General features: G+C 69.6%; 24 protein-coding genes. 13 read left to right on the top strand and 11 right to left on the bottom strand.

Translation table 11 applies throughout. From position 1 onward, the window contains the following. Positions 1–38: 38 nt before the first annotated feature. The 3 genes from LRK53_RS04150 to LRK53_RS04140 all read right to left on the bottom strand — a co-directional run bounded on the left by LRK53_RS04150 (position 39) and on the right by LRK53_RS04140 (position 1949). A complete protein-coding gene (locus tag LRK53_RS04150) occupies positions 39–791 on the bottom strand; it encodes a DUF2884 family protein (protein WP_027492924.1) in 753 nt (250 codons plus the stop codon). 67 nt (positions 792–858) lie between these two features. After that, on the bottom strand, positions 859–1332 hold the full coding sequence (locus tag LRK53_RS04145; RefSeq protein ID WP_027492923.1) for a hypothetical protein: 474 nt from the start codon (positions 1330–1332) through the stop codon (positions 859–861). A gap of 158 nt (positions 1333–1490) precedes the next feature. After that, a complete protein-coding gene (locus LRK53_RS04140; RefSeq protein ID WP_027492922.1) occupies positions 1491–1949 on the bottom strand; it encodes a hypothetical protein in 459 nt (152 codons plus the stop codon). Between the two features lie 221 nt (positions 1950–2170). Between LRK53_RS04140 and LRK53_RS19195 the strand changes: the two genes are divergently transcribed. From LRK53_RS19195 to LRK53_RS04125, 3 genes are all read left to right on the top strand, one after another. Then, positions 2171–2629 (top strand): glycine zipper 2TM domain-containing protein, encoded by a 459-nt coding sequence (locus tag LRK53_RS19195; protein ID WP_275113423.1) that lies wholly within the window; start codon positions 2171–2173, stop codon positions 2627–2629. Positions 2630–2678: 49 nt separating this feature from the next. After that, on the top strand, positions 2679–3095 hold the full coding sequence (locus tag LRK53_RS04130) for a universal stress protein (RefSeq protein WP_027492921.1): 417 nt from the start codon (positions 2679–2681) through the stop codon (positions 3093–3095). Positions 3096–3231: 136 nt separating this feature from the next. After that, complete coding sequence (locus tag LRK53_RS04125) at positions 3232–4053, top strand: ferritin-like domain-containing protein (RefSeq protein ID WP_027492920.1); 822 nt, start codon at positions 3232–3234, stop codon at positions 4051–4053. A gap of 266 nt (positions 4054–4319) precedes the next feature. On the opposite strand, the gene LRK53_RS04120 is transcribed toward LRK53_RS04125, so the two are convergent. From LRK53_RS04120 to LRK53_RS04110, 3 genes are all read right to left on the bottom strand, one after another. Then, positions 4320–4772 carry a DUF6491 family protein gene (locus LRK53_RS04120; RefSeq protein ID WP_027492919.1) on the bottom strand — a complete coding sequence of 151 codons (453 nt, stop codon included), beginning with the start codon at positions 4770–4772 and terminating at the stop codon, positions 4320–4322. Positions 4773–4834: 62 nt separating this feature from the next. Then, positions 4835–5569, bottom strand: a complete 735-nt coding sequence (locus tag LRK53_RS04115; protein ID WP_027492918.1) for a hypothetical protein — start codon at positions 5567–5569, stop codon at positions 4835–4837. 70 nt (positions 5570–5639) lie between these two features. Further along, on the bottom strand, positions 5640–5846 hold the full coding sequence (locus LRK53_RS04110; protein WP_425504532.1) for a LytTR family DNA-binding domain-containing protein: 207 nt from the start codon (positions 5844–5846) through the stop codon (positions 5640–5642). Here LRK53_RS04110 and LRK53_RS19390 point away from each other — a divergent pair. Continuing rightward, entirely contained in the window at positions 5835–6116 is a 282-nt protein-coding gene (locus LRK53_RS19390; RefSeq protein WP_425504531.1) for an FAD-binding protein, read from the top strand. The two genes, LRK53_RS04110 and LRK53_RS19390, sit on opposite strands and share 12 nt — an antisense overlap. Before the next feature lie 46 nt (positions 6117–6162). Beyond that, positions 6163–6381, top strand: a complete 219-nt coding sequence (locus tag LRK53_RS19385) for a BBE domain-containing protein (RefSeq protein ID WP_425504530.1) — start codon at positions 6163–6165, stop codon at positions 6379–6381. A 131-nt stretch (positions 6382–6512) separates the two neighbouring features. Here LRK53_RS19385 and LRK53_RS04100 read toward each other — a convergent pair whose 3' ends face one another. Continuing rightward, on the bottom strand, positions 6513–6815 hold the full coding sequence (locus tag LRK53_RS04100) for a DUF3247 family protein (protein WP_027492915.1): 303 nt from the start codon (positions 6813–6815) through the stop codon (positions 6513–6515). A gap of 214 nt (positions 6816–7029) precedes the next feature. Between LRK53_RS04100 and LRK53_RS04095 the strand changes: the two genes are divergently transcribed. The 4 genes from LRK53_RS04095 (at position 7030) to LRK53_RS04080 (ending at position 11965) form a co-directional block, all read left to right on the top strand. Next, on the top strand, positions 7030–7947 hold the full coding sequence (locus LRK53_RS04095; RefSeq protein WP_027492914.1) for an arginine deiminase-related protein: 918 nt from the start codon (positions 7030–7032) through the stop codon (positions 7945–7947). A gap of 47 nt (positions 7948–7994) precedes the next feature. Then, the gene (locus tag LRK53_RS04090; RefSeq protein ID WP_051257576.1) at positions 7995–9848 is read left to right on the top strand and encodes a family 43 glycosylhydrolase; all 1854 of its coding nucleotides are present in this window, start codon (positions 7995–7997) and stop codon (positions 9846–9848) included. A gap of 90 nt (positions 9849–9938) precedes the next feature. Continuing rightward, positions 9939–10268 carry a hypothetical protein gene (locus LRK53_RS04085; RefSeq protein ID WP_027492912.1) on the top strand — a complete coding sequence of 110 codons (330 nt, stop codon included), beginning with the start codon at positions 9939–9941 and terminating at the stop codon, positions 10266–10268. Positions 10269–10360: 92 nt separating this feature from the next. Then, complete coding sequence (locus tag LRK53_RS04080) at positions 10361–11965, top strand: MFS transporter (RefSeq protein ID WP_027492911.1); 1605 nt, start codon at positions 10361–10363, stop codon at positions 11963–11965. 169 nt (positions 11966–12134) lie between these two features. Here the strand turns inward: LRK53_RS04080 and aceE are convergent, their stop codons facing one another. The 4 genes from aceE to rsgA form a co-directional block, all read right to left on the bottom strand. Continuing rightward, positions 12135–14849, bottom strand: coding sequence for a pyruvate dehydrogenase (acetyl-transferring), homodimeric type (gene aceE, locus LRK53_RS04075; protein ID WP_027492910.1), 2715 nt, complete (start codon positions 14847–14849; stop codon positions 12135–12137). A 193-nt stretch (positions 14850–15042) separates the two neighbouring features. Further along, entirely contained in the window at positions 15043–17334 is a 2292-nt protein-coding gene (locus LRK53_RS04070) for an NADP-dependent malic enzyme (protein WP_027492909.1), read from the bottom strand. A 109-nt stretch (positions 17335–17443) separates the two neighbouring features. Next, on the bottom strand, positions 17444–18733 hold the full coding sequence (locus LRK53_RS04065) for a peptidase MATCAP family protein (protein WP_027492908.1): 1290 nt from the start codon (positions 18731–18733) through the stop codon (positions 17444–17446). A 144-nt stretch (positions 18734–18877) separates the two neighbouring features. After that, positions 18878–19933 carry a ribosome small subunit-dependent GTPase A gene (rsgA, locus tag LRK53_RS04060; RefSeq protein WP_027492907.1) on the bottom strand — a complete coding sequence of 352 codons (1056 nt, stop codon included), beginning with the start codon at positions 19931–19933 and terminating at the stop codon, positions 18878–18880. A gap of 157 nt (positions 19934–20090) precedes the next feature. Here rsgA and LRK53_RS04055 point away from each other — a divergent pair, with 157 nt between their 5' ends. The 4 genes from LRK53_RS04055 to grxD all read left to right on the top strand — a co-directional run bounded on the left by LRK53_RS04055 (position 20091) and on the right by grxD (position 23903). After that, positions 20091–21338: an aminotransferase class I/II-fold pyridoxal phosphate-dependent enzyme gene (locus tag LRK53_RS04055; protein ID WP_027492906.1), complete on the top strand. Its 1248-nt coding sequence runs from the start codon at positions 20091–20093 to the stop codon at positions 21336–21338. A 4-nt stretch (positions 21339–21342) separates the two neighbouring features. Further along, positions 21343–21942 carry an SGNH/GDSL hydrolase family protein gene (locus LRK53_RS04050; protein ID WP_027492905.1) on the top strand — a complete coding sequence of 200 codons (600 nt, stop codon included), beginning with the start codon at positions 21343–21345 and terminating at the stop codon, positions 21940–21942. 87 nt (positions 21943–22029) lie between these two features. Next, entirely contained in the window at positions 22030–22902 is an 873-nt protein-coding gene (locus LRK53_RS04045) for a UDP-2,3-diacylglucosamine diphosphatase (RefSeq protein ID WP_235642521.1), read from the top strand. Between the two features lie 77 nt (positions 22903–22979). Beyond that, positions 22980–23903, top strand: a complete 924-nt coding sequence (gene grxD, locus LRK53_RS04040) for a Grx4 family monothiol glutaredoxin (RefSeq protein ID WP_027492904.1) — start codon at positions 22980–22982, stop codon at positions 23901–23903. Positions 23904–23953: the final 50 nt, after the last annotated feature.

Here is a 23953-nt window from a genome sequence, read left to right as displayed (position 1 = left end):
TAACCCCGCGCGAGCAAGCGCCCGCCGGTCAGCCTCGCTCATTGTCCGACCTGCAGCAGATTCAGCGGCTGCCCGTTGCCGCCGCGCACGCCCTGCTGCAACGCCGCCAGCCGCTGGATCGACGGGCACAGCGCCTCGACCTGCGGGCGCAACACCTGCAGGCGTGCTTGCAGGCGCGGGCGCAACGCGGTGGCGAGGTCGGCGGCGCGGTCGCGCAGGCTGGCGGCGGCCTGCAGGTCGCCGGCCAGCGCGGCGTTGATCGCCTGCTGGCCGAGGTCGGCCGCCAGCAGCGGCAACAGGTCGCCGGCAATCTGGTTCATCGCCTGGGTGGCGGCGTCGCCCTGCCAGTCGTGCGTGCTCTGGCTGACCGAGATACGCCGCTTCAGCTCGGCCACATGCGCGTCCAGCCGGCGGTTGAACTCGGCGCGGGTATCGGCGCCCAGGCCCATGCCGTCGGCTTCCGCACGCAACGCCTGCGCGGCGATGTCCACGCCGTTGCGCGCCACCGTGCGTACCCGCGGCGCCAGCGCGCGCAGCTCGCGCTCGAACACGGCCAGGCGGTCCTCGTCCTCCGCATTCAACTTCACCACGGCGCCGTCGGTGCGCAGCGCACCGTGCTGCAGCTCAACGTGGAACGGCGCCGACGACGGTCGATCGAACAGCAGGCTGCCGGGCTTCAGGGTGACGTCGTAGCTGCTGCTGGCGTGGCAGGTGGTCGACAGGTCCTGTGCGTGCAGCGAGGCGGCGACGAGGGGCAAGGCGAGCAGCAACAGCAATCGTGGCAGGCGCATGGACGGCTTCCGGATGGATTTTCCCAGCGATAGCCGACGCCGACGCAACCGCTGCTGAACTGGCCGCTCAACGGCGCCACGGGCGGAACTGCGCGCGCACCGCCGGCCGGCCCAACGCCCAAGCCAGCCACAGCAGCAGCGGGATCGCGGCGGCCTTGAGCGCCAGGCCGACCTGCCAGGTGCGCTCGGCCCGCGCGATCATCCACAGCGCGACCTCGCCCAGTTGCGGCTGCGCCAGCGCGTGCTGTCTGGCAATGTCGAAATCACCCCATTGCCGCAGCATCAGCGCACCGGTCGCCAGCGCCCACGCGGCCAGCATCACGGCCAGCACCTGCAGCGCCGGACGCGCCCATGCCTGGCGCAGGATGCAGCCGGCACAGGTCACGATGACCAGCACGGCGGCGGCCAGGTAGCCGTATTCGGCGTGCCGCAGGTACTGCACGAAACCCAGCGCGGCGAACAGCAGCAGCACCCACGGGCCGACCGCCCATGCCGCGAAGCGCCGTGCCGGCGCGGCGTCGCTGCGCATCGCCGGCGGCATCAGGCGGCCACCTTCGGGCTGGCCGGGGCAAACAGACGGCGGGGACGGCACATCGCGGATTCTCCACTCGGGCAAGGGCACGGTTGCAGCCGTGGCAGTGTACCCGCGCCCGCGCAGCAGGGCGCGATGCGGCGCCCTGCTTCGTCACCCGGTGCGGATCAGCGCTTGCTGATGGTGAATTTGCCCACCGAGATGCCGAGATTCACGCCCTGGCCGGTACCGGCCAGCGCCAGCGAGGTGGTGCCCTTGGTCAGCACTTGCGCGGTGCCGCTCTTCACCACGCCAGCCTCGGCGCCGGCCTGCGCGTAGCTGCCGTACACCTCGTCGATGTCGTGCACCTTGCTGATCTCGCCCTTGCCGTTGTCGATGCGGTACTTGCCGGCGGTGAGGCCGCCGCCAACCACGGCGATCTTCACGTTCGCGCGCTGACCGTTGCTGCAGGTGATGGTGCCGCTGCCCTCGGCGTGCTTGTAGAGCAGCGACCAGCCGGACAGGTTGTAGGTGAGGTCGCATTTGACCGACGCTTCGGCGGCTTGCGCGCTGCCCGCGGGCCAGGCGGCCATTGCGCCGGCACAGGTCAAGGCCAGGACAGCCATTCCAAAAGTACGCTTGATCATTGTCGTCTCCTTGGGATTCATGGGATGACACGTATTGCACGATCAGTATTCTTTGTCTCAACTGAACGCAGCGGCCAGTTGGCGCCGTACCGTTCAGCATCAACATCCCCATGTGACGCATGCGTGCAAAAAAATGGAAAACGCCTCTTGAAGTTCTTGATGCTTCGCTAACAAACTACCGTGCACACTGAATCTAACCGAACCGTACCCAAGGTAACGCCATGAAACTGCCCATGCTGCTCGTTGCCGGTCTCTGCTTGCTGCTGGCAGGACCGGCCGTCTACGCACAGACATCGACCGCCGCCACGCCGGCCACGCCCACGACAACCACGCACCACAGCACCCAACATTCCACCAAGCACCATCCGCGCCAGACCACCTCGAAGTCGCATACCGGCACGAATGCCGCGGGCAGCAAGGTCGCGCAACCGAAAACGCGCACGGTGTGCGAGGACGTGGTGGTGCAGGACGCGCCGAAGGATTCGAACCAGATCGCCGGCATGGCGATCGGCGCGGTCGCCGGCGGCTTGCTCGGCAACCAGGTCGGTGGCGGCAAGGGCAAGACGCTGGCTACCGTGGCCGGCGCCGTGGGCGGCGGCTATGCGGGCAAGAAGATCGAAGAGCATCAGCAGGCGAAGAACACCCATACCGAACGCCGCTGCCACGAAGTCACCGACTGATTTCGAGCCGTCGGTCCGTCCGATTCCTCACCCAGGTTGCAGAGGCTGCATGCCGAAGTACGCGTTGGTCGGATATGACGGCTCCGATGCGTCGCGGCGTGCATTCCAGTTCGCGATGGATCTGGCCCGTGCCTGCGCCGGTCGGGTGCGCGTAGTGTCGGTGCTGCAGGTCACCGAGGGCGGCGCCGACGCCTGCGCCCTGCTGATGACCGACAACGGCGCCGAACGCGCGCGGGAACTGCTTGAGGAACTGACCGCAATCGTGCCCGACGCGGCCGACCTGATCGACGTCGAACTGACCCTGGGCAGCCCCGGCGACGTGCTGCTGAACCAGGTCGAGCAGCACGGCGTGGACCACATCGTGATCGGCCATACCGAACGCGGCGCGCTGGCGCGCTGGCTGCTCGGGTCGGTATCCGGCAACGTGCTGGCGCGCGCCCACGTGCCGGTAACAGTGGTGCGTTGAGCTGGAGCGCCAAGTCGGCCGGCGTTAATCCGTTGCCGCGACCACGCCGTATGCTTTGTCATCGTGCTGTCATCTCACGGGCCGTCAGGAAGCGCCTTGCCGCTGCCGCGGCCATCGCCATACGGGGAAACCTGCCTTGAGCCAAGCTGCCGACCTGCCCTGGACCCTGGAAAGCATCGACCTCGACCGCATCGAGGTCGCCCGCGTGCGCCACGACGAAGACCTGTTCTTCCTGCTGTGCAGCGCGTCCTTCGTCGAAAGCGGCTCGGACCTGTACGCGCGCAACCTGGTCGACCATTTCGCCGGCGACGAGGAGCTGGGCGGCTGGCTCCGCCAGCACTGGGAGCAGGAAGAACTGCAGCATGGCCGCGCGCTGGCCGCCTACGTCAGGAAAGCCTGGCCGGAGTTCGACTGGGACAAGGGCTTTGCCGCGTTCTGGCAGGAGTACGGCGCGGTGTGCACCGCCGAGCAGCTGGAGTCGTGCCGCGGGCTGGAGCTGGCCGCGCGCTGCGTGGTGGAAACCGGCACCGCCAGCCTGTACCGGGCGCTCAACGACATCACCGACGAGCCGGTGCTGAAGCAGCTGACCAACCGCATCAAGAGCGACGAGGTGCGCCATTTCAAGTATTTCTACCAGCACTACCGGCGCTACCGCGAGCACGAGGGCTTCGGTCGCTACCCGGTGTTCCGCGCGCTGCTGCGCCGGGTCAACGAGATCAAGAGCGAGGACAGCGACATCGCGCTGCGCCACGTGTTCAACCAGTGCTACCCGCAGCACCAGGGCAACGAGGCCGAATTCCGCCGCATCAGCGACCGCGCGCAGGGCCGCCTGCGCCGGAACATCCCGGCCGCGATGACGGTGAAGATGCTGCTCAAGCCGCTGGACCTGCCGCCGCGCCTGCAGAACGCGCTGGAAAAGCCGCTGGCGAAAATCACCGAGAAGCTGTTCCTGCACTGACCGGCGTCGGCGCGGGACTCAGAGCTTGTGAAGAAAACCACATCCTGTGGTTTTCTTCCGTCGCGAGTCCGGTACACGCCCGGACTCGCTCACATGAAACAGTCACTGGCGTGACTGTTTCATGTCCGGCCATCGGGCAGCAGCTCCTGCGTTGCCTCAACTCGAGCATCGGGCAACTGCTCCTGCGTTGCCTCAACTCGGGCATCCATGCCCTCGCCATGCCCCTCGCCGTGGCCGGCCTGAGAGGTTGAAAAAATCACAACCTCTCAGTGCGCCGCGGCGGGCGGCGGCCCTTCGCGCGCCGCACTCTCGATCTGCCGCTGCTTCTGCTGCGCGAGCTTGAGGCTTTTCACGTCGACCGGGCGGATGCGGATGATCGTGCAGGGGAAATTGCGCGCCCCGGTGAGCACCTTGTCGAAGCCAACCATCACCTGCCCGACGTTGGAGGTGATCCCGATCGCGTTGACGAACATCAGGTCATGGCAGCCGCCGAGGTCCAGCAGCCACGCCTCGTTCGGCCGTGTATAGACGGCCAGCTCGGTGTCGCCGAGCGGCTCCCACGAGTACAGGTTGAAGAAGCGGAAGCTGTTCACCGGCGCACCGACCGCCGCGGCATAGGCGGCCTGGCGCTCGCCCACGCGCTGGGCGTAAGGCACGCTGGAGCAGGCACCGAGCAGGCCGAGCAGGCTGGCGGCGAGCATGAGGCGTGGCGTTTTCATGGCATCCATCTCCATCGGGCGGGATACATGCAAACGCGCGAGGCGGCTCCCGGCTTACCGCGCTACTTCTTTTTCGGCTTGCCCACAGCGCCCCATTTGGCCGGGTCGAAGCCGCCCACTTCGTAGACCAGGCTCTGCTTCTTCTCGCCATCGACCAGGGTGACGTCGAGCGTAATTTTCTTCGCCTTGCGCAGCATCGCGATGAAGCCGTTGTCGTCGCGGATCATCAGCGCCGGCTCGCCGGTGGACGGCGCAAACGCCTTGATCCGCACCGGCTTGCCGTCGGCGGTGCCGGCGATGGTGCAGTTGCCGCGGCAGACGAAGCCGGGCTTGCTGCCGTACAGGAACACGCTCTGGCCCCACTCGGTGTGCCGGCGCAGCACCAGCCGCACGCGCTCGCCGCTGGCGGGCTGGCTGTTCTCGATGGTGGCGGTAGATTGCGTGCCGCCGGCCATCGGCGCCACCTGGTACAACCACAGCCCGGCCAGTCGGTTCTTCTCGCTGGCCGCGGTGTAGCGCTGCTCGATCGCCGGCAGGGTCTGCAGCACCTCCTTCGCCGCGGCGCTGTCCGGAAACCGCTTGACGATGTCCTTGCCCATCGACACCGCCATCTCGTCGTTGCGGATGCGCAGCAGCTGGCGGTAGGTGTCGAGGTTGCGCGCCGCGTCGGCCGTCTGCGACTGGGCCTGCTGCTGCTCCGCCGTCGGTGCCGGCGCGCCACCCTGGGGCGAGCAGCCGGCCAGCAGCCAGGCGGCGCAGAACGCCAGTGGGGCATAACGGAGAAAAGCGCGATTCATCGGCGACCTGCCAGGCGGGAACAGGCGGCTAGCTTGGAACGAGCGGCCGCCGCCGTGCAACCGTCCGTGTTCAATCCCGCCGGCCGAAGCGTTCGCGCAGCGCGGCGCGATGGCGGCGGCTGCAGGGAATCTTCACGCCGCCGCGTATCTGCAGACGCGCGTCGCCGGTTTCCAGCGGCTCGATCTCGGCCAGATAATCGAGGTTGACGAAGTAGCCGCGATGCACCCGTACGAAGCGCGCCGGATCCAGCGCCACCTGAACCAGGTGAACCTGCACGACGCCTTCGTGCCGCAAGGCTGCGCCGGCCATCTGGCGCCACAGGCGGCGGCAAGCGTGCAGGCGGGCGCGATGTGGATCGACGCCTACGACGCCGTGACCAGCCGCGGCGGCCGCTACGTGCAGGGCGGCGGCTGCACCACGGTGGGCGTGGCCGGACTGGTGCAGAGCGGTGGCTTCGGCAGCCTCTCCAAGCACTGGGGCACGGCGGCGTCCAACCTGCTGGAGGCGGAGATCGTCACCGCCGACGGCCATCAGCGCCAGCGGTGACGACCCCGCCTTTCCCGGCATGCCGGGTGCGAAACCGGACCTGGCCATGGCGCGGCGCATGGCGGCGGCCGTCGACAAGACGATGAAGGCGCTGCGTGCCGTGGCGCCCGAAGCCGGCTCCTACGTCTCGGAAAGCGACTACTTCCTGCACGACTGGCAGCGGGGATTCTGGGGCGGCAACTCTCCGCGCCTCGCCGCGGCGAAGCGCAGGTACGACCCCGGCGGGCTGTTCTTCGTGCACCACGGCGTCGGCAGCGAGCAGTGAAGCGCGGACGGCTTCACCCGATTGCAGACCTGGAACGGCAACCCGCCTGCGCCCTGAGCTCGTGAAGAAAACACTTCCCGTGGTTTTCTTCACGAGTGGTCGGGCTTCGAGCTTGAGAAATTCGCAATCTCTCAGTTTTCGCCGGCCATGGACGAGTCGAGGTGCTCGACCCGCACGATCTGGTCAAGCCAGACCTGCTGGCTCCATTCCGGCACGTCGGGCCGTTCCAGCCGCACGGTGGCGTTGATGCCTTCGCGCTCGTCGGCGTCGCGGAACATCTGCACGTTCGGTCGCGTGACGACCACGCCATCGCAGCTGCTGCCGTCCTTGAGCAGCAGCACCACATGGCCGTTGGCCGGTAGTTCCTCCACCAGTGATTCGAGCTGCTGGATGCTGGCCCGGTCGGTGTAGACGCGTTCCGCTGCTCTGCCCATGGCATTTGCCTCGCGTGACGTGATCGGGCATCAGGGTGGTTGGCCACATGGCAAGCGCGCGTCAATTCGTCTATCTGCCAGCTGAACGGCAGGCGGGACGGCGAACGCCATGCACCGCGCGGTAACGGATCTGGCTGCAGGCGACAGATGGAAGCCGCCGCGCGGCAAGAACCCGCAGCGGATATGCTTTCACGCCCCTGTATTGAGCTGCGCCATGATCACCACTTCACCGAGCGAATTCCTCGAAGCATTTGCCACACTGGCGCCATTGCCGGGAGCGGCGGCGACCGCGCGGGCCGCATTCATGGTGGCGCCGGCCGAATTCGCCCTGGCGCAGGAATCGGCGCGCGACAACCGCTACATGGACCTGGGCCTGGCGGTCGACCCACTGAGGGCGCTGGCCCAGCACGGCGCGCTGGCGCAGGCGCTGCGCGCGGACGTGCCGGTGATCACCTTTCCCGGCGACCCGGCGACGCCCGACGCGGTGTTTCCGAACAACGTGTTCGCCACCGCGCCGGGACGACTGATCGTCGGCCGCATGCGCCACCCGGTACGCCAGCGCGAGGCCGCGCGCGCCGACATCCGCGGCTTCTTCGGCGACGTGCTGGGCTATGAGGAGATCGACCTGTCCGGTCGCAGCGACCTGGTCGCCGAACTGACCGGCTCGCTGGTCATCGACCGTGCCCGCGGCGTCGGCTACTGCGGCCTCAGCGAGCGCTGCGACCCGGCCGGCGCCGAGGCGATGCACCAGGCGTTCGGCCTGCGCCTGACCTACTGCTTCGAGCTGGCCGAGAACGAATACCACACCAACGTGGTGCTGACCCTGCTGGCCGGCCGTGCCGCGATCATCGCCGCCGACGGCTTCCGCGACCCGGCTGCGGTGCGGGCGATCGCCACCGCCTGTGGCGACCGCGCAGTCTGGCTGAGCCCAGCGCAGAAACAGGCCTTCGCCGGTAATGCGATCACCCTCTCCGGGCACCGCGTCTGGATGAGCGCCCGCGCCGCCCGTTCGCTTACCGACGCCCAGCGCGAAGCGCTGGCCGGCTACGGTTTCGCAGTGGGCGCGGTGGCACTGGACGAGATCGAGAAGGCCGGCGGCAGCCTGCGCTGCTGCGTGGGCGAGATCTACTGAAGCAGGCCCGCGTTGCGCGGCCACCAGCGCCGGGGCATGCTCGGCGCATGTCAGCGTCGATACCCTGCACACGCCTGCTGCGCTCGATCGTGCTCGCGATCCTGCTGGCCGCGGCCGGCGCGCGGGCCGCGCCCGCCGCCACCGGCGGGCGCACCTGGGCCAATCCGCTGGATATCGACTACCGCTACAACTACGAGCAGATGAACCAGGGCATCTCGTACCGCACCGGCGCGGACCCCGCGTTCGTGCGCTACGGCAATGCGTACTACCTGTTCCTGACCCTGGCCGACGGCTACTGGCGTTCGACCGACCTGCTGCACTGGCAGTTCGTGCAGCCGGACCGATGGCCGTTCGACGGCCCGGTGGCGCCGGCCACCCTGGTCGCCGACGGCAAGCTGTTCCTGATGTCGTCGGCGATGGAGCCGCGCCCGCTGCTGTACTCGACCGATCCTGCGCATGGCCGCTGGCAGTTCTGGACGCGCCTGCTGCCGGCGGTACCCGGCGCGGTGTGGGCCGGGCACGAGAGCGAAATGAAAGCGGGCGAGCTGCCGCCCGGTCCATGGGACCCCGGCCTGTTCCGCGACGAGGACGGCAGGACCTATCTGTATTGGGATTCCTCCAACGTCTTTCCGTTGTACGGCGCGCAGATCGACCTGGCGCTGGACCGCGCCGACGAAGGCGAAGGCAAGCGGATGGCCTTCGTCACCAAGCCGGCCGCGCTGCTCAAGGCCGACCCCGCCGCGCATGGCTGGGAACGCTTCGGGCAGGACCACGCCGACACCCGCATCGCGCCCTTTCTCGAGGGCGCCTGGATGAACCGCCACGGCGACCGCTACTACCTGCAGTACGCCGCGCCCGGCACCGAGTACAACGCGTACGCCACCGGCGTTTACGTCGGCAGCAACCCGCTGGGACCGTTCACCTACGCACCGTACAACCCGGTCGGCTACAAGCCCGGCGGCTTCGCCACCGGCGCCGGGCACGGCTCCACTTTCCAGGACGCGTACGGCAACTGGTGGAACAGCGGCACCATGTGGGTGGGCCTGAACTGGACGTTCGAGCGACGCATCGAACTGTTCCCCGCCGGCTTCCACGCGGACGGCCAGATGTGGGTCGACACGCGCTTCGGCGATTTCCCGCAGCGCATGCCCGACCATGCGCTGGGCGAGGGCGAAAGCACCTTCACCGGCTGGATGCTGCTGTCGTACCGCAAGTCCGCGCACGCTTCGTCGCAACTGCCGGAGCACCCGCCCTCCGCCGTCACCGACGAGAACCCGCGCACGTTCTGGGCGGCGGCAAGCAACACCGCCGGACAGACGCTCACACTCGACCTGGGCGGCCCGCGCACGGTGCGCGCCGTGCAGGTGGACTACGCCGACTACCGCTCCGGCCGCTACGGCGACGCGCCCGACATCGTCACCCGGTTCCGCCTCGACGGCTCGGCGGACGGCAGGCGATGGACCACCCTGGCCGACCTCTCGCACGAAACCCGCGACCGGCCGAACGCCTATCTCGAACTCGACCATCCGGCACGCATCCGCTACCTGCGCTACGTGCACGGCCACGTCGGCGCACGCACGCTGGCGATCTCCGACCTGCGCGTGTTCGGCAACGCCGATGGCCCGCCGCCGCCGGCGCCAGTGCTGGTTTCCGCCCGCCGCCTGGCCGACACCCGCGATGCCGAGGTCGTCTGGCAACCGGTGCCCGGCGCGGTCGGCTACAACGTGCGCTGGGGGCTGGCCGCCGATCGCCTGCACGAGACGTACCAGCGTTTCGCCGACCAGCCGGCGCGACTGACCCTGCACGCATTGAACAAGGGCGTGGCCTACGTCGTGGCGGTCGAGGCGTTCGACGAACGCGGCGTGTCGACGCTGTCGCGGATCGCCCCGCTGAGGCCCTGAGGCCGAACCGGGCGCGACGAACGCGGCGCTGTTTACGCGTCGCTCACGATGGCGCTGGCAGCCTCGAAAGCCCGCCGAGGAGAACACCCCATGCGCCACCACGATATCGAGAGCCGGCTCCGCGATGCCGGCGAACGCGCCGGCCAACAGGCGCACCGCTACGCCGACGGCGCTGCCGACCACGCGCATACCCTGCTGGAACGCAGCCACGAGCTGGGCTCGCGCTGGAGCCGGCGCCGCGATTCGTACGGCCGTCAGCTGTCGCACGCAGCCGAGGATTTCGCCGACGAGGCGAACTATCAATACCGCCGCCTGCGCCGCCAGGTAAACCGCCACCCGCTGGCCACCGCGGCGGTCGTGGCCGGTACGCTCGGGGCGTTCCTGCTGCTGCGCCGCGTGTTCCGCAACGACGACGAGTGAGCGCCGCGCACCCTTAGAACGCGCACGCGGAGCGGCGCAGCGGTGCGCGTCCACCGCGGTATGCTGGTCGCCTGTATGTCAGGGGCGGATGCATGCGTTCGAGGGACCTCACCTTCCACCACCCGGTGGCGTTCTGGCTCGGCTGCGCCATGGTGATCGCCGGCGTGCTGGCGCATCTGCCGATGCTGGCGATGGCCGCGCCGATGCATTTCCGCCTCGCCGGCATGCCGATGGACAACCTGATGCTGGCCGGCATGGCGCTGGTGCCGCTCGGCGTGCTGCTCGCCGGTTATGGCCTGATGCCGCGGCTGCAGCAGATGCGGCGCACGCTGCACCCCGACCGCGAGCCGCTGCCGTTCCACGCCGCCGACCACGTGCCGCTCAACCGCGAGCACTGGAAACTGGTGGCGGTGCTGACCATCGCGCTGGCGGTGGACGTGATGAAGCCGGCCACGATCGGCTTCGTGATGCCCGGACTGTCGGCCGAGTACGGCATCAGTGGCGCGACCGCCGGCTGGCTGGCGCTGTCGGCACTGACCGGCACCGCGGTCGGCTCGATCGTGTGGGGCCGGCTCGGCGACCTGTTCGGCCGCCGCGCGACGATCCTGCTGTCGGCGCTGATGTTCATGGGCACCGCGATCTGCGGCGCGATGCCGAGCTTCGGCTGGAACCTGGTGATGTGCTTCATGATGGGCGCGGCCGCCGGCGGCATGCTGCCGATCACCTTCACCCTGATGGCCGAGACCATCCCGACCCGCCACCGCGGCTGGCTGCTGGTGGCGCTGGGCGGCGTCGGCACCTCGGCCGGCTACCTGCTGGCCTCGGGTGCCGCCGCCCTGTTCGAGCCGGCGTGGAGCTGGCGCTCGCTGTGGCTGCTCAACCTGCCCACCGGCGCGCTGATCATCCTGCTCAACCGCTACATCCCCGAGTCGCCGCGCTTCCTCGCCCTGGCCGGGCTGGAGCAGCAGGCACGCGCAGTACTGCAGCGCTTCTCGGGCGGCGTGGCGCCGGTGGCCGTCACGCCTGCCGGCGACGCCGCCCACGCGCCGTCGCCCGCACCTGCACGCACCGGCATGCGCCAGTTGCTGCGCGGCCGGCATGCGGCGATCAGTTGGGGCCTGATGGTATGCGCGGTGGCCTGGGGCCTGGCGAACTTCGGCTTCCTGCTGTGGCTGCCGGCGAACCTGGTGACGCTGGGCATCGACGCGCAGGCCAGCGCGGCGCTGCTGGCGCGCTCGGCGATCATTGCCCTGCCCGGCATCGGCGTGGTGGTGTGGGCCTACCAGCGCTGGAGCAGCATCCGCAGCCTGGTGCTGTTCATCGCGCTGACCGCGCTGTCGCTGCTGTTCTTCTTTGCCATCGCGCTGGTCAACCTGCGCTCGACCGCGCTCACCACGGCAGGCACGGTGGCGCTGCTGCTGTGCATCAGCGGGGTGATCGCCACGCTGATTCCGTACGCGGCGGAGATCTACCCGGTGCACCTGCGCAGTACCGGCGCGGGGCTGATCGCCGGCGGCTCGAAATTCGGCGGCATCCTCGGCGCACTGATCGGCGTGGCCGGCCTGTTCGAGCACTTCATGCTGTCGGCGCTGCTGCTCGCGCTGCCGATGGCGCTGGCCGGCTGGATGCTCGCGCGCAGCGGTATCGAAACGCGCGGGTACGGGCTGGAAGCGATCCAGCAGGCACTGTCGGAATAGTTGCCGCACGCACCAAGGTCGAAGCAGCTGCCGAGGGCTTCCCGACCATGCCCTCTCCCAGCGGGAGAGGGTGCCGACAGGCGGGTGAGGGTTCGGGCGGAGCGCAGCGCCCAGCGCGACCGAACCCTCTCCCCAACCCCTCTCCCGACGGGAGAGGGGCTCAGGCGCATCAGACGGTCAGCGGGTTCGGCTTGTCCGGGTCGAGCTTGTACTCGCGGATCGCGCGCGCCACGTCCTTGGCGTTGACCTTGCCTTCCTTCGCCAGCGCGGCCAGCGCGGCGTGGGCGATCCAGTAGCGGCTGATCTCGAAGAACTCACGCAGGTGCTCGCGGGTGTCCGAGCGGCCGAAGCCGTCGGCGCCCAGCGCGGTGAAGGAGCGCCCGTCGGGCACGAAGGCGCGCACCTGGTCGACCACGCCGCGCACGTACTCGCTGGCGGCGACCACCGGGCCGTCGTGCCCGGCCAGGCACTGCGCCACGTGTGGCACGCGCGGTGCCTTGGCTTCCGGGTGCAGGCGGTTCCAGCGTTCGCAATCGAAGCCGTCGCGCGACAGCTCGCTGAAGCTGGGGCAGGACCACACGTCGGCCTTCACGCCGAAGTCGGCATCCAGCAGCTCCGCGGCGGCGACCGCCTCCAGCACGGAGCCGCCCGCGGCCATCAACTGCACGCGCGGTGCACCGTTCTTGCCCTTGCCCTTGGCGGCGCCGGCGCCCGAATCCCGGAACAGATACATGCCCTTGACGATGCCGTCGTAGCAGCCCTCGGGCATGTCCGGATGAGTGTAGTTCTCGTTGGTGGTGGTGATGTAGTAGAAGACGTCCTGCTGCTCCTCGTACATCTCCTGCACGCCGCGATGCAGCAGCACCGCCACCTCGTAGGAGAAGGTGGGGTCGTAGGCGCGGCAGTTGGGCACGGTGCCGGCCATCAGCTGTGAGGCACAGTCGGAATGCTGCAGGCCCTCGCCGGGGAAGCTGGCGCCGGCGGTGGCGCCGACCAGGAAGCCGCGCGCGCGCTGATCGCCGGCGGCCCAGATCAGGTCGCCCACGCGGCGGAAGCCGAAGAACGAGTAGTAGATGAAGAACGGCAGCGTCGGCTGGTTGGACACCGAGTAGCTGGTGGCTGCGGCGATCCACGCCGATATGCCGCCGGCCTCGGAGATGCCTTCCTGCAGCACCTGGCCGTCCTGCGCCTCGCGGTAGTACAGCAGCTGGTCGGCGTCCTGCGGGCGGTACTTCTGGCCGAACGGCGCATAGATGCCGATCTGGCGGAACATGCCTTCCATGCCGAAGGTGCGCGCCTCGTCGGCCACGATCGGCACCAGGCGCGGGCCGAGCTGCTTGTCGCGCAGCAGCAGGTTCATGCCGCGCACCAGCGCCATGGTGTTGGAGATCTCGCGCTCGCCGGTGCCGGCGGTGATCTGCGCGAAGGCGGACAGCTCCGGCGCCTTGCACGGCACGTCGGTGCGGCGGCGGCGCTGCGGCAGGAAGCCGCCCAGCGCGCGGCGACGCTCCAGCATGTATTCCACCTCGGCCGAGTTCGCGCCGGGGTGGTAGTAGGGCACGCTGTCGAGCTTGTCGTCGGTGATCGGGATCTGGAAGCGGTCGCGGAAATGGCGTACCGCGTCGCCGGTCATCTTCTTCTGCTGGTGGGTGGGGTTCTCCGCCTCGCCCGAACCAATGCCCATGCCGTAGCCCTTCACCGTCTTGGCCAGGATCACGGTGGGCATGCCCTGGGTGTTCACCGCGGCGTGGTAGGCCGCGTAGACCTTGTGCGGGTCGTGGCCGCCGCGGTTCAGGCGCCAGATGTCGTCGTCGCTGAGGTTGGCGACCATCTCGCGCGTCTGCGGGTACTTGCCGAAGAAGTGCTCGCGCGTGTACGCGCCGCCGAACGCCTTGCACGCCTGGTATTCGCCGTCGACGGTTTCCATCATCAGCTTGCGCAGGATGCCGTCCTTGTCGCGCGCCAGCAGCGGATCCCAGTAGCTGCCCCAGATCACTTTGATCGCGTTCCAGCCGGCGCCGCGGAACTGGCCTTCCAGCTCCTGGATGATCTTGCCGTTGCCGCGCACCGGGCCATCCAGGCGCTGCAGGTTGCAGTTGATCACGAAGATCAGGTTGTCCAGCCCCTCGCGGCCGGCCAGCGAGATCGCGCCCAGCGACTCGGGCTCGTCCACCTCGCCGTCGCCGAGGAAGCACCACACCTTGCGGTCGGACTTGGGCACCAGCCCGCGGTTCTCCAGATACTTGAAGAACTGCGCCTGGTAGATCGCCTGGATCGGGCCCAGGCCCATCGACACCGTGGGCATCTGCCAGTAGTCAGGCATCAGCCACGGGTGCGGGTAGGAGGTGAGCGAGCGACCGCCGCCGATCACGTCGGCGCGGAACAGGTCGAGCCGGTCTTCGCTGATGCGGCCTTCGAGGAAGGAGCGCGCGTAGATGCCGGGGCTGATGTGGCCCTGGTAGCCGATCAGGTCGCCGGGGTGCTCCGCGCTGGGCGCGCGCCAGAAATGGTTGAAGCCCACGTCGTACAGCGTGGCCGAGGAGGCGAAGCTGGCGATGTGGCCGCCCAGCATGCCGGGCTTGCGGTTGGTGCGCACCACCATCGCCATCGCATTCCAGCGGATCAGCGAGCGAATGCGCCACTCCATCGCCGCATCGCCCGGGCTCTTCGCCTCGTTCGCCGGCGCGATGGTGTTGACGTAGGCGGTGGTCGGGTCGAACGGCAGGTGGCCACCCGAGCGGCGGGTGGTGTCGACCATCTGCTCCAGCAGGAAATGCGCGCGCTCGGTGCCGTCGTGATGGATCACCGCATCGAGCGAGTCGATCCACTCCCGGGTTTCGGTGGGGTCGATGTCCTGGTTGAGGATGTCGTCGAGCTGATCCATGAAGATTCTCCGCGGCGCCGTTGCAGCGCCCATGCTTGAGGGGGATACCCCGCCACCGGGGGAATGACGGCGGGATCATTGTCCAAGTCTAGCCGCTGGCCCGGAGGGCCGCCAATGCAGGCTCCATGCGGCGGCGCACGGAAACCGGGTTGCCGTGGCCGCACCGACCGTTCCTGGCCGGTGGCCGACGCACTCAGCCGGACTGACGGTTCTGCGCGCGGATCTGCGCCTCGACGCAGGCCACCGCCGTCATGTTGACGACGCGGCGCACGGTCGACTGCGGCATCAGGATGTGCGCCGGCTTGGCCACGCCCATCAGGATCGGCCCGATCACCACGCCGTCGGAGAGCATGCGGGTCATGTTGTAGGCGATGTTGGCCGCGTCCAGGTTGGGGAACACGAACACGTTCGCCTTGCCCTCCAGCCGCGAGTTCGGGAACAGCTTCTCGCGCAGCGAGGGCACCAGCGCCACGTCAGCCTGCATCTCGCCCTCCACCTCCAGCCGCGGCGCGCGGGCGCGGATCAGTTCCAGCGCCCTATTCATCTTCTTGGCGCCGCAGGTGTCGCGGCTGCCGAAGTTGCCGCCGGACAGCAACGCGATCTTCGGCGTAATGCCGAACAGCTTCAGCCGGATCGAGGCCTGCAGGGTCGCCTCGGCGATCCGCTCCGGGCAGGGGTCGTCCTGCACGTGGGTGTCGAGGTAGAAGAAGGTGCCCTTGTCGGTGGCCACCGCAGCCATCGCCGACGGCTCGACCACGCCGGCATCCAGGCCGATGATGTCGCGGATGTAGCGCAGCTTGCTCTGGTACTGGCCGACCAGGCCGCAGATCATCCCGTCCGCTTCGCCGCGCTCGACCATCAGCGCGGCGATCGCGGTGGGTCGCGAGCGCACCACCGCCTTGGCCATCGACGGAGTCACCCCGCGGCGCTGCATCAGCCGGTGGTAGTGCTGCCAGTAGTCGTCGAAGCGCGGGTCGGAGTTGATGTTGCAGATCTCGACGTCCACACCCAGCTTGATGCGCAGGCCGGCGCGCTTGATGCGCTTCTCGATCACCTCCGGGCGGCCGATCAGGATGGGTTTGGCCAGGCCTTCGTCGACCACCACCTGCACCGCGCGCAGCACGGTCTCTTCCTCGCCCTCGGCGTAGACCAGTCGCGCCGGCGCGGACTTGGCCCGCTCGAACACCGGCTTCATCAGCAGCCCGGTGCGGAACACGAAGCTGGTCAGCTGGTCGTTGTACGCGGCGAAATCCGCGATCGGCCGCGTCGCCACGCCCGACTCCATCGCCGCCCGCGCCACCGCCGGCGGCAGCTGGATCAGCAAGCGCGGGTCGAACGGCTGCGGGATCAGGTACTCCGCGCCGAAGCTGGGCGGCTTGCCGCCGTAGGCACGCGCACTGACGTCGGACGACTCGCGCCGCGCCAGCGCGGCGATCGCCTTGACGCAGGCGATCTTCATCGGTTCGTTGATGACCGTGGCGCCCACGTCCAGCGCGCCGCGGAACAGGTAGGGGAAGCACAGCGCGTTGTTGACCTGGTTCGGATAGTCCGAACGGCCGGTGGCCATGATGCAGTCCGGTCGCACCGCCTTCGCCTCTTCCGGGGTGATCTCCGGGTTCGGGTTGGCCAGCGCGAAGATGACCGGCCGCGCGGCCATGGTGGCGACCATTTCCGGCTTGAGGATGCCACCGGCGGACAGGCCGAGGAACACGTCCGCGCCCTCGACGACCTCCGCCAGCGTGCGTGCCTTGGTATCGCGCGCGTAGCGCTGCTTGTCCGGATCGAGGTTGGTACGCCCGCTGTGGATCACGCCGTCACGGTCGAACGCCAGGATATGCTCCGGCTTCACGCCCAGCGCCACCAGCATGTCGAGGCAGGAGATGCCCGCCGCGCCGGCGCCGGTGGTGGCCACGCGGATGTCCCCGATCTTCTTGCCGACCACGATCAGCGCATTGAGCAGCGCCGCGCCGACGATGATCGAGGTGCCGTGCTGGTCGTCGTGGAACACCGGGATCTTCATCCGCTCGCGCAGCTTGCGCTCGACGATGAAGCACTCCGGCGCCTTGATGTCCTCCAGGTTGATGCCGCCGAAGGTCGGCTCCAGGCTGGCGATGATGTCGACCAGCTTGTCCGGGTCGTTCTCGGCGATCTCGATGTCGAACACGTCGATGCCGGCGAACTTCTGGAACAGCACGCCCTTGCCTTCCATCACCGGCTTGGCCGCCAGCGGCCCGATGTTGCCCAGGCCGAGCACCGCGGTGCCGTTGGTGATCACCGCGACCAGGTTCGCGCGCGCGGTGTACTCGGCCGCCGTGGTCGGATCTTCGACGATCGCGTCGCAGGCCGCGGCAACACCGGGCGAGTAAGCCAGCGACAGGTCGCGCTGGGTCAGCAGCGAGGTGGTCGGGGTGACCTTGATCTTGCCGGGACGCGGCAGGCGGTGGTATTCCAGGGCGGCGAGACGCAGTTCTTCGGGCAGTGACATGGTTGCAGCTTTGCTTGAATGAGTCCCGTGATGTTATCAGGGACCACATGTCGGCACGCTGTCATGGCACCGGCTGCGGAAGTAGCCGCGGCAGTCCCGACACGCCAGGTCAGACGTCCAGCGACAGATCGCCGGCCTGCACCTTGCTCATGTGGATGCCGTTGACGAAGACCGAGAACGCCAGCTTGCCGGCCAGCCCGTGCACATGCTGCATCCACGGCGGCAGCCAGCGCGGCGGCAGGATCGCGCCGGATTCGAAGTGCGGCTGCAGCGCGACCACGTCGTGCAGGGTCAGCTTGCCGGCAAACAGATGCCGCAGCAGGTCCATCCGCCGCTGCCGCAACGCCCAGCGGAAGAACGTGTGCACGGTAAGCAGGCCGGACAGGTAGACGTTGTCCTTGGCGAACGCCGCACCGCCACCCAGCGGCACGCCGCGGAACACGCGCTGGGCCGAATGGAAACTGTCCGCCGCGTTCTGGCCGCAGGCGCTGAAATACTTGTAGACCTCGACGAAGTCGGCGCCATTGAGCGCCATGTCGATCGCCAGGATGCGCAGGCTGATGCGCTTGAGCCGGGCGATGTCGATCGCGCCGGACATCAGCTCGGCGAACACCGCCAGGCCTTCCTGGGTGGCGGTGACCCGCGGCGAAGTGCGCGCCAGCGAGGCCAGCAGCGGCTGCCGACGGCCGTTCAGCGCGGTCAACGAATGCACGAACGCCTCGTGCGCCAGCAGCTGGTGGCGGTCGTATGCGCTGAAGCTGGCGCCGCCGCGCAGGCGGATGCGGGTGGCGCCGGCGGCGGCCTTGGCGGTGAGCTCGGGGTCGACCTCGACACTGATGGTGCCCGCGCCGAAGAACTCGTCCAGAGTGGCGGCTAGGTCGCTGCGCAATACGTCGGCCGGCATGTTCACGCTGCTGTCGTCGGCCAGCAGGTCCGCGCCCAGTTCGTCGGACAGCTCGACGAAGTAGCGCGCCGCGTCGAGGTTGCTGCGCTGGCTGCCGGGGATGGTGTCGTCCGGCCGTCCATACAGCGCGATCGACGGCGCAGTGACGCCGGCGCTGCCGACCGACTCCAGCATGCCGGCGGCGATGCGCCAGGATTCGGCGGTGCGGCGCAGGTAATCGCCCAGCGGGTCGCTATCCGCCGGGTCACCGCCGCCCGCGGCCGCCTCGATCGCCGCCAGTTCGGCGCGCGCCGCGGACAGGTCCGGCCGAGCGTAGCTCACCTGCGGCAAGGCGAAGCGGCCGCCGGCGTAGTCCGCGATCATGCGGTCCTCCAGCGACGCCGGCCACGCCACCGTGGGCAGGATGCGGATGCCGCGCACCGCCGCCAGCAGGCGCTGGTCGAGCGCGGCGTAGCGCTGCAGCTGCGGCGCCACGGCGCCGTCCGCCGCGCTCATCGCGCGGCCCCACGCGACGCACCGGAACGACGGCGCGGCCCGGGACCTGACGACGACAACCGGCGCATGCCTGCCCTCCGCTGCAACGATGCCGCGATACTAGATGCTTTGGCGTGCCCCGTCCGCATGGCCACGCGCGCCGGCTCAATCCCGCTCGCGCTGCCCGCGATGGCCGTGCGGGCGTTCGCTCGGCCGGCCGCCACGCTGGCGGCGCAGGCGCGCTTCCAGGGTCGCCGCCTGCTCCTCGCGCTCATCGTGCAGCTTGAGGAAGCTGCGCCAGCGCCCCGGCGCCAGCTCGCCGCTGTCCAGCGCCGCCTGTACCGCGCAGCCCGGCTCGCTGCCGTGGCCGCAGTCGGCGAAACGGCATTGCTCGGCGAGCACCTCGATGTCGGCGAACAGGTCGAGGCTTTCCTCGCCGGTCAGCTTCAGCTCGCGCATGCCGGGGGTGTCGATCAGGCAGCCGCCCGAGGGCAGCTGCAGCAGCGCGCGATGGGTGGTGGTGTGGCGACCGCGGCTGTCGTGGCGGCGCACCTCGGCGGTAGCCATGCGGGCGATGCCGAGCAAGGTGTTGGTCAAGGTGGACTTGCCGGCGCCGGAGGAACCCACCAGCACCGCGCTGTCGCCCGGCTGCAGGTAGGCGGCCAGCGGCGCCACGCTGGTCGGGTCCTTGCCGTTCAGTGCGTGGATCGGCGTGCCCGCGGGCAGCCGCGCGCGCAGGGCGTCGAGCTGGGCGGCGGCGTCCTCGCGGGTATCGAGCTTGCTCAGCAGCACCACCGGCTGCGCGCCGGAGCCCTCGGTCAGCGACAGGTAGCGCTCGATCCGCGCCGGGTTGAAGTCGCCGTCCAGCCCGGTCAGCACCAGCACGTAGTCGATGTTGGCGGCGATCAGCTGGCGCTCGTAGCGCTCGCCCGCCGCCGCGCGCGACAGCAGCGTGCGCCGCGCCAGCACCTTGACGATGTGCGGCGGCCGGCCCGGCTCGACCTCGACGAAATCGCCGACCACCGGCCGCTCGGCCGGATCGAGGCCGCGCCTGAGAAAACGCCCGTCCGGCTGCGCGCCGAACAGGCTCTCGCCGTCGTGCAGCTCGTAGCCGGCGCGATGCTGGGCCACCACCCGCGCCAGCCGCAGCCCGGCGCCGGGCTGCGCGCCACCGCGCCAGCCGATGCGGCGCAGGCGTTCGATCGTTTCGGCTTCACTCATGGGGCGGATCGGTCGGCACGGTCCGGCGATTATGCCCTGCCTGAAGATTGCCCGACGATGAACCGGAAACCGGCTCAAAACCCGCTCGCGCTGCACTGCACCACGCTGCTAGCATCAGACCCGTCGAACCCATCCCAGGCAACAGAGGACACCAGCATTGGCCCCGATCACACCCAGTGCGCACCTGGCGGACGTGCGCTACGAAATCCGCGGCGCGCTGACCCGGCGCGCGCGCGAGCTGGAGGCTGCCGGCCTCGACATCATCAAGCTCAACATCGGCAACCCCGGCCGCTACGGCTTTGCGACGCCGGCGCACCTGCGCGAGGCGATCGCCGCCCACCTGCACGACAGCGAGGCCTACGGCCACGAGCAGGGCCTGGAACCGGCCCGCGAAGCGATCGCCGCGCAGCAGCGCGCACGCGGTGCGCGCGGCGTCGAGGCCGAGCGCATCTTCATCGGCAACGGCGTCAGCGAACTGATCGACCTGAGCCTGCGCGCGCTGCTGCAGGCCGGCGACGAGGTGCTGCTGCCCAGCCCCGACTACCCGCTGTGGAGCGCCGCCACCATTCTCAACGGCGGCCAGCCGCGCTACTACCGCTGCCTGGCCCGCGACGGCCACCTGCCCGATCCGGACGAGGTCGAGGCGCTGGTCACCCCGCGCACTCGCGCGCTGGTGCTGATCAACCCGAACAACCCCACCGGCGCGGTGTACCCGCGCGCGCTGCTGCAGCGGCTGGTGGACATCGCCGCGCGGCACCGGCTGCTGCTGCTGTCCGACGAGATCTACGACGAGATCCTGTACGACGGCGCCGCATTCCAGCCGCTGGCCGAGGTGGCCGGCGAGGTGCCCTGCCTCAGCTTCGGCGGCCTGTCCAAGGTGCACCGCGCCTGCGGCTACCGGGTCGGCTGGATGAGTCTGTCCGGTGCTCGCGCACGCACCACCGCGTACCGCGATGCGCTGCAGCTGCTGGCCGCGCTGCGCCTGTGCGCAAACGTCACCGCGCAGTGGGCGGTGCTGCCGGCGCTGCAGGACGCGCCCACGATCGGCACGCTGACCGCGCCCGGCGGGCGCCTGCACGAGGCGCGCCGGATCGTGCTGGAAGGGGTGGCGGCCAGCGACCATCTGGAACTGGTCGCCCCGGGTGGCGCGCTGTACGCGTTCCCGCAGGTACGCGCCGAGCGCATCCCCAGCTTCGACGACGAGGCCTTCGCGCTGCGCCTGCTGGAAGAGGAATCGGTGCTGGTGGTGCCCGGCAGCAGCTTCAACGTGCCGGGCAGCCGCCACTTCCGGCTGACCCTGCTGCCGCCGCCGGCGCAGCTGCGCGAGGTATTCGTGCGGATCGAGCGGGTGCTCTCGCGAATGGCGCATGAGCAGTCGCCCAACCCCGCCGTCGCGGTGGCCTGACCGCATGCCGAGCTGGCTCGCCCTCGGCGACTCCTACACCATCGGCGAAGCGGTGGCCACGCACGAGCGCTGGCCGGCGGTGCTGGCGCAGCGGCTGCGCCGGGCCGGCGCGCCGATCGGCGAGCCGCAGATCGTCGCCGTCACCGGCTGGACCACCGACGAACTGGCGCAGGGCATGGACGCCGCGCCGCTAGCGCCGCCCTACGCGCTGGTGACGCTGCAGATCGGCGTGAACAACCAGTACCGCGGCCGTCCGGCCGAGGACTACCGCAGCGAGTTCGCCGGCCTGCTGGCCCGCGCGATCATGCTGGCCGGCGAGCGCGCGACGCGGGTGGTGGTGGCGTCGATCCCCGACTGGGGCGTCACCCGCTTCGCCGCCAGGCAGGGCCGCGACGGCGCGCGCATCGCCGCAGAACTGGATGCCTACAACGCGATCGCCGGCGACGCCTGCCGCCGCGCCGGCGTGCGTTTCGTCGACGTCACCGGCATCTCGCGCCGGCACCCCAAACTGCTCGCCGAGGACGGCCTGCACCCTTCCGCCGCGCAGTACGTGCTGTGGGCGGAGGCGATCGAGCCGGGCGCGCGCGCGGCGCTTCGCTCCTGACCGCAACGACCCTGCAACCATTCCGCCATCGCACGGTGACGTGGCGATCGCACACTGGCGCCCCGGGCCACCACCGGGGAATGCGCCATGACCAGCCTGCACTGCCGCAGCGCCTTCATCTCCGACGTGCACCTGGGCACGCCGGACTGCAAGGCCGCCTACCTGCTCGACTTCCTGCGCCGGCTGCGCTGCGAGAAGCTCTACCTGGTCGGCGACATCGTCGATCTGGAGGCGCTGTCCCGCCGCCAGGGCTGGCGCGCCGAACACGGCGCGGTGATCGCCGAGGTGCTGGCGCTGGCGCGCCGCGGCGTCGAGGTGACCTACATCCCCGGCAACCACGACGCGCCCATGCGCAGCCTGCATGGGCAATGCATCGGCGGCGTGCGGATTGCGCTGGACGCCGTGCACATCGGCGCCGACGGTCGCCGCTACCGGGTCAGCCACGGCGACGAATTCGACCCGTGCGAGCTCGATCGAAGCCCGCTCGGCCGCCGCTGGATGCTGCAGCTCGGCGAGGCGATGCATCGACTCATCTGCTGGAGCAACCGCCGGCTGCATGCGCTGCGCCAGCGGCTGGAACTGCCGTACCTGCCGCTGTCGATCATCCTCAAGTCGCGCATCGCGCGGGCGCTGGCGTACATCCGCGCCTACGAGCAGCGCGTGGCCGCCGATGCGCGCGCGAGCGGCTTCGACGGCCACATCTGCGGGCACATCCACTTTGGGCACGTGCGCGAGCTGGACGGCGTGCTCTATCTCAACGACGGCGACTGGGTCGAGCACTGCACCGCGCTGATCGAGGACCATACCGGCGCCATGGAGCTGATCCACTGGAGCGAGCAGCCCACCGCGCTGGGCCGGGCCAGCCGCGAACTGGTGTGGCCCTCGCCGGCCGCGGTGCTGGCACTGGCGCCGCTGGGCGCGCGCCGGCACGACCTTGGCGAACTGCACCGGGCCGCCTGAGGCGGGCGGGCTTGAAGGCCGGCGGGATCGCCGCATATCGGACGGCGTATCATTGTGCTTCTTCCCCGGAGTTTCCTATGTCCCTCGACGCCGCCACCCGCGAACGTATTGAAACCCTGCTCAAGGACCACCGCGTGGTGCTGTTCATGAAGGGCGACCGCCAACAGCCGATGTGCGGCTTCTCCGCCGCCGCCACCAACACGCTGAACGAGCTGCTGCCGGAGTACCACACGGTCAATGTGCTGGACGATCCGGAAATCCGCGAAGGCATCAAGGCCTACGGCGACTGGCCGACCATCCCGCAGCTGTACGTCGAAGGCGAGCTGGTCGGCGGCGCCGACATCATCCGCCAGATGTACGGCAGCGGCGAGCTGCACGCGCTGTTCGGCATCGCCGCACCGGACCGTACCCCGCCGGAAATCACCATCACCGACGCCGCCGCCGAGGCGATCCGCCAGGGTACCGCCGGCGCGCAGGGCATGGCGCTGCACCTGGAGATCGGCCCCGACCACAGCGCCGGCTTCCAGCTGGCGCCGGCTGGCGAACACGACATCGTGGCCACGGCAAACGGGCTGGAGGTCCACTTCGACCCGGCCAGCGCGCAGCGCGCGAAGGGCATCGTAATCGACTGGGTCTCCACCGTGCAGGGCGAGGGCCTCAGCCTGAAGTTCCCCGGCGCCGTCGAGATCAAGTCGCTCAGTGTGCAGCAGCTGCAGCAGCGTCTGGCCGCCCATGACATCACCTTGGTCGACGTGCGCCCCGCCGCCGACCGCGCCGTGGCCGCGCCGCTGGCGCAGGCCCGGGTGCTGGAAGAGGAAGGCTACGAAAAGCTGGCCAGCCTGCCAAAGGACACCGCGCTGGCCTTCATCTGCCACCACGGCATGTCCAGCCGCGCCATGGCCGAACGCTTCGCCGCGCACGGCTTCAGCAATCTGCACAACGTGGAAGGCGGCATGGACGCGTGGGCCAGCGAGATCGACCCGGGCGTGCCGCGCTACTGAGCGGCATCGCAGCCGGCCGACACGGGAAAACGGCGCCTCGAGGCGCCGTT

This window comes from Rhodanobacter thiooxydans (assembly GCF_021545845.1).
In the GTDB taxonomy this organism is placed as follows: Bacteria; Pseudomonadota; Gammaproteobacteria; order Xanthomonadales; family Rhodanobacteraceae; genus Rhodanobacter.
This window is presented reverse-complemented; position numbering and strand designations above follow the sequence as displayed.